7 protein-coding genes are annotated in these 11,855 nt (G+C 45.4%); 1 reads left to right on the top strand and 6 read right to left on the bottom strand.

Going from position 1 to position 11,855, the window contains the following annotated elements:
* Positions 1-488: 488 nt before the first annotated feature.
* The 3 genes from H3001_RS17475 to H3001_RS17485 are packed head-to-tail and all read right to left on the bottom strand — an operon-like array spanning position 489 to position 5,733.
* Positions 489-2,168: a TonB-dependent receptor gene (locus H3001_RS17475; protein ID WP_181215619.1), complete on the bottom strand. Its 1,680-nt coding sequence runs from the start codon at positions 2,166-2,168 to the stop codon at positions 489-491.
* Positions 2,169-2,174: 6 nt separating this feature from the next.
* Complete coding sequence (locus tag H3001_RS17480; RefSeq protein WP_181215620.1) at positions 2,175-5,192, bottom strand: tetratricopeptide repeat protein; 3,018 nt, start codon at positions 5,190-5,192, stop codon at positions 2,175-2,177.
* A 7-nt stretch (positions 5,193-5,199) separates the two neighbouring features.
* Positions 5,200-5,733, bottom strand: a complete 534-nt coding sequence (locus H3001_RS17485) for an NUDIX hydrolase (protein WP_178243857.1) — start codon at positions 5,731-5,733, stop codon at positions 5,200-5,202.
* Between the two features lie 88 nt (positions 5,734-5,821).
* Here H3001_RS17485 and H3001_RS17490 point away from each other — a divergent pair, with 88 nt between their 5' ends.
* A complete protein-coding gene (locus H3001_RS17490; protein WP_178243855.1) occupies positions 5,822-6,391 on the top strand; it encodes an RNA polymerase sigma-70 factor in 570 nt (189 codons plus the stop codon).
* A 160-nt stretch (positions 6,392-6,551) separates the two neighbouring features.
* On the opposite strand, the gene H3001_RS17495 is transcribed toward H3001_RS17490, so the two are convergent.
* The 3 genes from H3001_RS17495 to H3001_RS17505 all read right to left on the bottom strand — a co-directional run bounded on the left by H3001_RS17495 (position 6,552) and on the right by H3001_RS17505 (position 11,732).
* Positions 6,552-8,876, bottom strand: a complete 2,325-nt coding sequence (locus H3001_RS17495; RefSeq protein ID WP_181215621.1) for a glycoside hydrolase family 20 protein — start codon at positions 8,874-8,876, stop codon at positions 6,552-6,554.
* Between the two features lie 43 nt (positions 8,877-8,919).
* Positions 8,920-11,091 (bottom strand): DUF4838 domain-containing protein, encoded by a 2,172-nt coding sequence (locus H3001_RS17500; RefSeq protein ID WP_181215622.1) that lies wholly within the window; start codon positions 11,089-11,091, stop codon positions 8,920-8,922.
* A gap of 218 nt (positions 11,092-11,309) precedes the next feature.
* Positions 11,310-11,732, bottom strand: a complete 423-nt coding sequence (locus H3001_RS17505; protein WP_181215623.1) for a hypothetical protein — start codon at positions 11,730-11,732, stop codon at positions 11,310-11,312.
* Positions 11,733-11,855: the final 123 nt, after the last annotated feature.

The following is an 11,855-nucleotide window of genomic DNA, read 5'->3' on the forward strand; positions in this document are numbered from 1 at the left end:
TGATTCCCTAAGATACAAAAAATTAGGGAAACGGGCAAGTTCTGACTTAGTGAAGTTAGGGCTTGCCCGATTTTTTTTGCAGACACAAAAAAGGCCATCTCAAAGTATTTTGAGACAGCCTCTTTTTTCATCATCACATCAAGTTCTATTCAAAAAAGCCTCTTTGGGCTTTACCATCAAAAGAACAATATTCATAACAGCTCATTCAATAGGTTCCATTATATAAGATTCCTTATACTGAACGAGAATTTATGGACGAAAGTGGATAAAAACAGTTTATCTCACAACAGAAATAAAAAGAGTTGCAGTCGACCGGTCAAAGATAGCCCAACAGACTATCCATAAAATCGGACTGCAACTCTTTTTTATTTTGGCCGTAACGTCAAATCGGCCGTTACAACCTTCATCTCATTCTTCAACACATTATCATCTTATCTGCGCTCAGACAACAGCGATAAAGCCGCATTGATAATGTATCATTCAATATTTCAGAACCGGAAACTCAAACCACCCATTGCATAGAAGCCCTGTACCGGATAAGCATCTGCTGCCAGATATTCCTGGTTCAGCAAATTATGGAATCCGACAAAGACATTCATCCGGTGGAACAGTTCATAATTGGCAGACAAGGACAGGTGATTAACTGCATCAGCCTGCTGCTGGACACCGGTCTTTACCCGACTTTCATAACGGTAGTCGGCCGACACGGAAAAGCCTGAAAATACTTTGGCACGCATTGAGAAGTCAATTCCCAGCTCAGGCTTCAGCCACAACAACGGTTTCTGCTCCTCGTTCAGGCTCCATCCGTAGTAAGTACCCGACAAAGCAAAATCGAAACGGTCCTTATAAGCATAACTCAACGAAGCACCGGCATAACCGACTTTCGCCTTTGCCTGTGACAGTCCGGCATACAGATAAGGTACCGGAAGCCTTGCTCCTTCACCGATTTCCTCGGCAGTGGCCGGCAATACGAATACCTCGTCTTTCGTAATCCGGTATCCTCCATACAGACGGAAGCCCAGTCCTGCCATCGGAGAAGCCTTCAAACCCGCCTGCCCGTCAAGCATCGTATAAGAAGAACGCAACTGCAGAGACTGCATCCAGTAAGAAGAATATTCATTCAAGCGGCGGAAATCATTCAGACGAGTACCACCCCCAGCCTGCACATACAGCACATACGAATCAGCAAAAGTATAATCAACTGCCATATCAGGAGAAGCCTTGATACCTCCTCCGTTACCCATTTGCCAGTCTACATGAGCTCCGATACGGATACGGGCACTCTCTCCCTGCCATACATAATATGGGTTCAACTGAAGCAGGGTATAATCGTTCAGGTCCATGCCATACCACAAATTATCCATGACAAGACCTACCCCCACCTGCTGTTCTTCATTAAGGTCTCCCTCAATATAGCCTGACGTATGCACGGCACTCTCCGATCCGGCCTTCAAATAAGGAACCGCATACTTACGGTTGAAACTCCGGAAACCGGTCTGCAGTGAAAAACGTACCGGCAGCTCCTCCGATACCGAACCAACTCCCAGATAACCTTCTCCTGCAGTATTATGCTGACGGCCCGGATATTCGAAAGAAAAAGTATCATCAATCGGCATATATCCGAACACCTGAGAAGAAAAAGCACCTCCCACAGATAAGGCCACCTTGTCAAATGCATGACGATACTTCAAGGAGACATCCGTACGGAAGAAGCGTGATTTCCATTCTTCCCCATTTTCCGATTCCGGCACCGGGACATTGCCGTTCATCCCGTAAAACGAAGCCATCATATCCAGACAGTCACGCTGTGAGATATCCCATAAATAAGCAGCCTTCACATCCGTATTCATCCGGTTGCCGAAAGCTCCCCGCAGGTATCCCCGCTGTGCTTCCTTCTGACGTTCTTCCTCCGAAACCGCTTTCATGGGTTTCCCCGACCAAGCCGTCAGCGGATTCGGATTGACCGCATAGTCAATACCCCGCTTTGCCGTAGCCGGCTCCTCCACCTTAGGCAAGACATTAATCTTAAAGGCATCCATCACCTCCGGATTATACTGATTCTCCACCGTTACCGTGCGGTTCAGGGTAGAATCCTTTTTCAATTCCTGAGCCCCCAGTGCCACCGGAAATGCTCCGGCACACCATAAAATTGTTACTATCTTTTTCATACCGACTTATTCTTCCTTGTTTAATTTTGCCAAACGGCTCTTGATCATTCCGGCGATATCATCGTCAGCCTGATAGTTCTGCTGCAAAGAGAGCAGGTACTGCCGCGCATCCAGTTCGCGTCCCATCTTGACATAGATATCGGATAGCAGTACGAAGCTGCGTGCCAGCCAATAAGCATGAGGAGTGCTGACCTCAATGTAATCGAGCACCTCTTTCTCGGCTTTTTCTGTCTCGCCCGCATCAAAATACCACTGAGCCAGCAAGTACTTGGCTTCCGCACCGTATGCGGTACGCGTATCTTTTGCCAGTACCACCAGGTCCTTGGCAGCCACTCCCGGCTTGCCTTCCGCCATCAGGGTCTTGGCACGATAATAATGCGCTTCGGCAGCCAGTTCCGGAACCAGTTTGCTTTCGGCCAGCAACGCCGTAGCCTCAGCCACGGTTTCGGTCTTGTCGCCCTGCATCCACGCACTGCGCATGGCACCGGTCAGTGCCTGTACCCGTTCCTCCTGAGAGGTAGCCCGGTCAGCCATCCGTTTATATACCTGCAGCGCCTTCGCATAGTCCTTGCCGCGATATGCCATATCGGCATACATGGCCATCGCCTCTCCCGAGAACTTATTGTCCGGGTAGAGCATCACCTTGTCCAAATGAGCGGCAGCCTCCGCATAATTCTTTTCGTTATACCCGATCAGTCCCAGGTAATAATGGGCATTCACACTGAACGCCCCTTCCGGGAACGACTGCAGGTAGTGTACAAAACTGCTTTTGGCCTCTGAAATATTGCCACGCATGTATACACGCTCGGCAGCCACATACAACAAAGAATCACGCTCGTTCACATCGAAATTGGCACCTCCCGGTATCGATGATGCAAAAGCCATATAATCATCCACCTTGTTCAGGTCAATATAAATCGACTTCAAGTCGCGCTGAGCCAGACGGGCCTCTTCACTGCCCGGATAAGCCGAGATCACCTGCTTGTAAGCCGCAATGGCCTCTGTATACCGTTCGTTCTGATAATACAGCAATCCGATTTCGCCGGCAGCCTTACGTGCCAGCGGACTGTCCGGATAGCGTTCCACCAACAGTTTATAGCGTTTGATGGCACTTTCCCCGTCCTCCAGCAATACAAATGCACGGCCCTGTTCATACAAGGCATCGTCAATATAGGAAGAAGACGGATATCCCTCCAACAGTACGTTCAGGATCTGTATTTTGGAAGTATAATCCCGCTGCAATCCTTTCACGAAGGCTTCCTGGAACAATGAATAGTCACCCAGTGAAGCATCAAGAGCCACCGCCTGTGCGTACTGGCGGGAAGCCATTTCAAACTGACGTCCATAGAAATTGCAGTCTCCCATCCGGTTGTATGCATCGGCAGCCACCGACTTGTCCAGGGAGGCTCCCGACTCGATGCAGCGTGTAAACCATGTCAGTGCCGGTCCATATTGCTTCTGCTTGAAAGACGTATATCCCAGATTATACAACGCCAGTCCGTACTCCTCACTCTTGCGGTCGGTAGCAAACTCGAGATACTGCCGATAGTCTGCGGCAGCAGCAGCATATTGCTGCATACGGTACTGAGATTCGCCCCTCCAGTAATACGCATCCGCCTTGGTCTGCTGGTTGTATCTTCCCAACTGCAGGGACTGGGTAAAATAATCGATTGCGTTTTCGAAAGCCGCCTGTGCAAAAGCCTGAGTTCCTACGCGGAACAGCAGTTTCTGCTTGGCCTCCAGGATACGGTCGCCCGGATGCGTAATCTTTGCAATGGAGCGGAGAGCAGCCATATAACTGCGTGTATTCATATATACCTCAATCAGGTAATCATTGACCTTTTCGGTATAAGAAGAATTCGGAAACTCGTTCAGGAAGCGTTCAAACACCGTCACCGACTCGGCAAAGGCTGAATAAGAAGTCTCATGGATAGACAGTGCATAGTTGTAAAACGCCTGCTCCTTTACGCTGCGGTCGTAGTCCATGGAAGAAGCCTGTTCAAAAGCCATACGGGCACGGTCTCTTTCCTTCAATTGCAGATAGGACAACCCCATATGCAGGTAAGCATTCTGCGTCAGTGCATCCTGTACCGTAACGGTCTCTCCCAATGCCGAAGCCGCCTGCGAATAAACCTGCGTATAGAAATAACTCATACCCAGTTTATACATGGCTGCACGCGCCGGCGCATCGGCCGTTTCCCGCTTATATTCTTCCAATGCCTTTATTGCTTCCGGATACTGCTGCAGTCCGTAGCAGGATTCTCCTAAAATCCGCTTCATCTGCGGCACTTCCTTCTGCCGCGGATAAGCCTCCAGGTAAGTCCGGGCTAACTGGGCAGCCTTGGCATAATTTCCTTTGATCAGGAAGATGTCGGCAATGTAATAAGGAGCCAATGGAGCAAACTTCTCGCTCTGGTTGGCAAGCTGGAATCCGCGGAGAGCCTCATCGTACTTCTTCTGTGCATAATCAATATATGCCAGATAATACACCGCATCCATCTGATATTCCCGACTGGTATCTTTCAGTATGGAAAACCAGATCTCCGCTTCCTTCAGATTGCCGGTTTTCAGATAAGCCGTTCCCAGACGGAGCGTGCATATATCCCTTTCCTCGTCCGACAGACGTCCCAGGTCACAACCCTTAAATGTACCGATAGCTTCCGGATATTTTTCCTCGAAAAAATAAGCCGATGCAATGAGCGACAGTACCCGGTTGGCATAACGCGACTCCGGATAGCACTCCAGGTATTTCTCAAGACGTTCCCTGCGGTCGGGAGCCTGCAGTTCATAGGCCGTACATGCCAGCATATAATCAGCCTCTTCCAGCAAGGTCGTCTGGTCGCCTACCTCCACATACCGCAACAGTGTCTGCTGGGCTGCGGCATAGTCCTGACGAAGAAAAAGTTCCTTACCGTCATCAAACAGACGCTTTCCGTCTGTCAGTGTCCTTGTCTGCTGCGCAGGTGCCATCAAGGGCAGCGTACACAGCACACCGGCCATCCATACATTCTTTCCTTTCTTCATATCGATGTTATTTCTTATTTTCTAATTTCATTTTCAAAAAGCGGGTTACTCCCTCGCGCACCGAATCCAGACCGAAGTCCTCTGGCCGTATCCGGTCGAGCGGCATCCAGAAAGATTCCGCCACATCATCCATCGCCTGAATGCGACTGTCATTTTCCACCTTGCACAGGTAAAACAAGTCGAGCGTATGCACCAGAAAACCGGAATACAAGTATGTATTCGGCAATGAGAACAGATACTCCGTACCTGCCACCTTCAATCCGGTCTCCTCCATCACTTCCCTGGCTACTCCTTGTTCTCCCGTTTCAAACATGTCAATGAATCCCCCCGGAAGATCGAGCGTTCCTTTTGCGGGATCTTTCGCCCGACGGCATACCAGCAATTCTTCCCGTTCGTTCTGAATAAATGCCACAGTGGCCGCACTGGAGTTGAAATAATACACAAAACCACAGTCGGCGCACTTCTTTGCCTTCTCGTTGCGGATCTCAAAATGCACCGAACCGCACTTCGGACAATATTTAAACAATTCTAATGGATGCATGTTTTTGGATTTTAGTTATGATTTTACAAACTTACATAAAAAACGATATTTTTTTCTATCTTTGTTGGAAAATCATCTGTTTAAATTCATGGAAAAGAACATTGAGGATACATATTTACTAACCCGTATCAAAGCCGGAGATGAGGGCTCCTTTGATACTCTTTTTCGCAAATATTATCCTGCATTGTGTGCTTACGGAAAGAAATTCATAGATCTGGAAGATGCCGAAGAATGTGCCCAGGAAACTATGCTCTGGCTTTGGGAAAACAGAGAAGCACTCATCATCCAGACTTCTTTGAGCAGCTACTTGTTTACCTGCATACACCACCGAATTATCAATAAAATACACCAAAGAGAAGTTAAACAACGTGTAGAGACCTATTTCTACGAAGAAATGCAGTCTCTTATTAACAGTGACAATCTCTGTCTGATAAAAGAACTGACAGCGCATATACATAAAGCGATTGAAGCACTTCCTGAATCATACAGGAATGCATTTATCATGCACCGTTTTAAAAATATGAGCTACAAAGAAATAGCCGAAGCCCTTGAAATCTCTCCCAAAACAGTAGAATACCGGATTGGACAGGCCCTGAAACAACTGAGAATCGACCTTAAAGATTACCTGCCTCTATTGCCTTTTCTTTTTTACAATTAGCAGGCATATTCTCCCAGAGAATGAGTTACCATTGCTCAAAAAAAATAATCAGCCCCTTCCAGAACATAACCAACGTTTCCGGAAAGGACCGATTCCACTAATCTTAAACTTTCATTACTCTCTATTCAACAATCATTTACCTTAACTTTATTTTCAGATTTTACTCAACAGCTATTTCATCTAGGAAAAGATAAGTCTGCTCACCTGCCCCAGAATGCCATTCAGGCAATGCCGGCGTATTTTTTCCTATAATACGCACATATCGCGCAGGAGTTTTCTCAAAATTGACAGTTTCACGTTTTAACACATGACTCTTGCTTCCTTTTTCCAATATGGGAATTGATTTAGAAACAATCTTATCATATACTTTCCCATCCATCGACGTATAAACTTCTATTCCGGTAAGGCCAAAGATATAATCTCCTGGAACCAAAAATGTTCCAAGTGAAACAGAAGAAATCGTTCTCACCTCCTGCAAGTCAATTATCGCATTCAAATCCTGTCCATAAATACCGACATAACGCCCCGAACGGTAATTGTTATCCCCCGTCAGACCATCCACCAATATACCCGCTCCTTTATAAGCAAACTTATCATCCAGTTTAGATTCCAAGACAATGGGACGCATGGTGGCCCAGTTAAATGAAAGCGACTCCTCTGCTACTTCGCTTTCATTTCCGTTGCGTATGGCCTTAGCTTTAATCACGGCTGTCTGACTTATCTCCAACGGTTCCGTATATTGCTGCGAATTAACTGTCGGTTCAGAACCGTCCAATGTATAATATACAGGTGCATTATCAAACGTCTTCAGTTCAACCACTGCGGTTCCCATTGCTTCCTTTGACTTGATATCTATCGTAACATCCTTTATATCCTCTTTATAATGATAACCGTACAACTCATATAAATCCAACTGATGACGAAGACGATTTAAAAAGCCATCAAAGTTTTTCTTTTCAGGATTGCTCCACTGCAGTTCACTCAAGGCAGCCATACGAGGCATCATCTGCCATTCCATCTTCAAACTATCTTTTGTCCACTCCGTCCAAATACATCCTTGAACACCGATTATATTTTTCTTCTCCTCCGATGTTAATTCATCTGACGCCGGTTCAAAATCATAAACACGCCCCACACTGGCTATGCCTTTCAAACGGTTATATCCAGGATTACTGAAATATAAATGGCTGATAGGACATACAATAGTAGGATGCCCTAAACGTGCTGCATTCACAGAAGCCTTCACTCCAGTCCATGCCATAACAGTGGTTGTCTTCGGATCCGGATTGCCTTCCAGAATTTCATCCCATGCCAGCATTTTCTTTCCCCGTTTAGCTATTTCCTTCTCTATTTCCTCCATAAAATACACTTGGAGCTGATTTTCCTTTGTATGCTCTTTAGTATCACGTAGCCCCAGTTCTTTAATTTTGGCCTGGCATTTAGGACATTTTTTCCATTCAGCTTTGGGGCATTCATCTCCTCCTATATGGATATAGGGTGCATCCGGGAAGATGTCCATAAGTTCATTTACCACATCCTTGGCAAACTGTAATGTCTGAGGATTTCCTCCACAAAGGACTTCTTTAAACACACCAAACTTAGTTGCTGTTTCATAAGGTCCTCCCGTACAGCCAAGTTCCGGATAAGACGCCAGTGCAGCCAGCATATGACCGGGCATATCTATTTCCGGAATAACCGTAATATACCGCTCTGCCGCATAGGCAACAATCTCCCTGGCATCTTCCTGCGTATAATACCCACTCACCGGAATTCCATCAAATTTTCCCGAACCCGGTGCGGTAATCGTTTCCTTCCGGAATGAGCCAATTTTAGTCAAGTTCGGATATTTCTTGATTTCAATACGCCAGCCCTGATCCTCAGTCAGATGCCAATGAAAATAATTGATATTATGCAATGCCATGACATCAATCAATTCCTTTAAATATTCCTTCGAGAAAAAATGACGGCACACATCTATCATAAAACCACGATAACTATACTGTGGGAAGTCTCTTACCTCTCCAGCCGGCAAAGATGCCAAAGTCTTCCCCCCCGTAACAGGTAAAGCCTTATGTATGGTCTGACAACCATAAAATACCCCCGCCTCGGTAGCCCCGGTAAGAGTTATCATATCCGAATGGATGTTCAATTCATATCCCTCCTTATGCGGCATCAATGAGTCTACTCTTAATACAATGCAATTATTTCCCACTTCAGTGCCTACACCTACCTGTTCTCCGGTTACTTCTTTAATGTAATCCGCCAAGAGACGAGCCGTTCTTGCCAGTTTCTCATTACCTTTCTCATAACAGATGGTAGTAGAGGAATTTATCACAAAGGGATTCTCCGACTGACTTTCAACAATTTCCTGTGGAAGTGGAATCACATTCAGATTTCCAACCTGAACATCCTGCTGTCCACATGCCACCAAGCCTCCTACTATAAGCAAAGAGGCAGCATACATTTTTATCATTTTTCTTTTCATAATAAGACTATTATTTATAATGTTATAACTGAAATTCAAACCACTATTCTAACACTACTTCATCAATGAAGAACCACGACGGATGTCCCACCCCATAATGCCAATGAGGGCAAACCTTCGTAGCATTAACCTCCACCTTTACATATCGGGCATTGATCGGCTGCGGCGACTTGGCAGATATGCTGCGGAACAAAACCTTTCTTGAACGTTCTTCGGGAATTTCCACCTTATCCCATAACGTATAATTCTCACCATCGGAAGAATAGCTGTAGGAAACCTCCAGTGGGAGCAGAATCCAGTGACTCACCAGATACAAGAAATCGACAGAAACAGTCTGAAGTCTCTTCACCTCTCCCAGATCGATTACAAAGGCTCCGTCTTTTCCTTCCCAGCCAACCCAACTCTCCATAAAAGTAGTTCCACCATACAGGCCGTCCGTAAGTGCCGTACGTCCCAATTCTGCGTACTTGCCAGTAGGTTCTATCAGGAACTTCACCGCTGCTCCCTTTGCCAGATTGGCCTTCGTACTAGGCATATACCGTTCACGATACAACTTACAATACTCCAAGGCATAATTGCTCCGTGAGTTCAGCAGCGGATTATCAAAATGCGCTGCTTCCTTTTCAAAATGATCCAACTTTTCAGCCACAGCCGAAAAATCTTTATCTGTATCCGTACGCAACAGTTCCAGTTCAGAAAAGAGCAAAGGCAATCGGGCACGCCTTACACGTTCTGCAAACGTCTCATTCCCTGCAACCGCTTTCTCGGCTGCATCAAATATCGCAGCATACCTCCTCATCAGTGCCGGATTCAACATTCCTTTTTTGTGGGATACCGGAGAGTCATTGATCCACAACCGGTGTCCGCCTCCCAGCAAGGCCCCTTCCATGACTTTTATATACTGGTACAGATACTCACCGGCAGCTCCATAATACCCATTCAGAAAATGTTTCATCAATACATCCGCATCCACATCAGGATTCCACATCAATTTCGAAACCAGATAGGCCCTTAATTCAGAAAAGTCTCCACAATAACTGCCTGCTATCTGAGAAAAATGCATCGTCGCATGATAATCACGAAACAGCCGGATGTTATCCTGCAAGATATGCAGATTAGGGAAGGGAGTGAGATATCCGTCAAAATTAATACCATAGTCCCAGACAAAAATATTATCCGAAATCTCCGACCATCCTTTCATGGCTTTCATAAAATGCTGTCCACTCGCATTTTCAGTCAACGATACCTCCCGCTCACAGTCAATATTACACAACATAATCAATACATTGGGCAACGGTTTGATATGCTTAGGAGGATTCATCGAATACAAATAAGCCAAAGTGGAAAACTCCTTATCAGGGAAACGGGCTGCCAGTTTATTCATAAAATAGATAAGACTTCCCGCAGGACTTCCTTCCCGGTCATCAATCTTCTTACATTCCGGACAGGCACAATTGGTATAATTTCCATCATTCTGACTTACACTTATGCGCGTTTGTCCCGGATTGGCCTTAAAAATAGAGTCTATCCGCTGGGCCACAATCTCAAACACTTCCGGATTCGTCAGACACCACTGACTGGCTTGTCCAGGATGCCTTTTCCCGTTAAAATACGAATAATATTCGGGATGCTTTTCTCCATATACGGACGATGGGAGCAGTTTGTCAAATGTATGCACCCAATATCCGGCAGCAAAAGCCTCAGCAGGTTCCTCAAGGCTATACCACCATTTGTATATACTGTCTTCCTTGGCATAACATTGCGTCTGTCTGTAGCAGAATGCAGGATTGTCTATCTTCTCAATTAAGGGAAGAGACACATTGCGGGAGGGAGTCAACGAATATTCATTCTTTCCCCAGTAATCAATGCCCAAATAGTCTTCAAGCAAGGAAACAACCCCGTATACCACTCCATTGTCCTTACCTGAAATCCTTAAGATTCCTCCGGAAGTCGAAAGGCTGTATCCATCTTCCGTCACACCAGCAGGGGCAGTCCCCCCAATCTGAATCTCTCCCTTCTTCACCTTCCGGTCTGTCACTATCGGCAACTGTGCCTCAGAGATCCGATGTACAAAGAGTTGCAAAATATGTGCAGCCGTAAAGTCCCTCTCCGTCGGATTTTCCAGTACGATGGTAGCTCTTGCCTTACCATTCTTTACCAGTTCAATCTGTGCTGCCACATCCTGGCAGACAAGCAACAGTGCCATTCCCAACATCCACGTTAAAGTATCCCTCGTTTGAATCCAAGGCCTACAATTCAATATTGACAATAGCGGGTGTATACAATGCTGTAATTTAAATAAGTTTTTCATATCATTTACCTCGTAATCAGATTTCGTATCTCCTGAAATTTTCAGGAAGTCTTCTTTAAATAATTACCCCTTCTCCAATCTTTTATCCACTTGGCAAATTGATTATACGAAGAAAAATATCTTTAACGCTCCACTTCCAGGTCACATCCTATTTTTTCAAAAGGAATGGGATGAAAATGTGCTATTTTTTCAAATAAGAGGGCATTCTCAGTAAAGCCTTCGAGAATGTGGTCTTCATCTTTAAATCCCGGATTCTTCTGAGCCATATAATTATTATTCCATTCGGCATAACTCAAATCTCCCTTAAAGAGACTATTCACCCGATAAAACACATTTCCTTCAATGACATTATTCCTTGGAAAAGCAGGATCATCCTCCCAATAATGGGCCAATAAAGGATATGCCTCACTATAAGGCGGAACACTATAGTTCACCGCATTAAGCCGAGTCTCAAAAATCCCCCCTTTGTCCATTGTCGACTTGCTCCAGTTCTGCATTCTGTTATCCAAATAAAAAGCATTGGGCATATCAACAAAAATATTCACTAGTGTCTCTTAAAAAATGTAAAACATCTCAATATGGCTCATTATGATGTAAAATCCAATTCTAGCTGACCGTCATTTTTGTAAAGGATGTCGTATTCAGCATGGCTAAATAGATCCTTGATA

Source organism: Phocaeicola faecicola (genome assembly GCF_013618865.1).
GTDB classification, from domain to species: Bacteria; Bacteroidota; Bacteroidia; order Bacteroidales; family Bacteroidaceae; genus Phocaeicola; species Phocaeicola faecicola.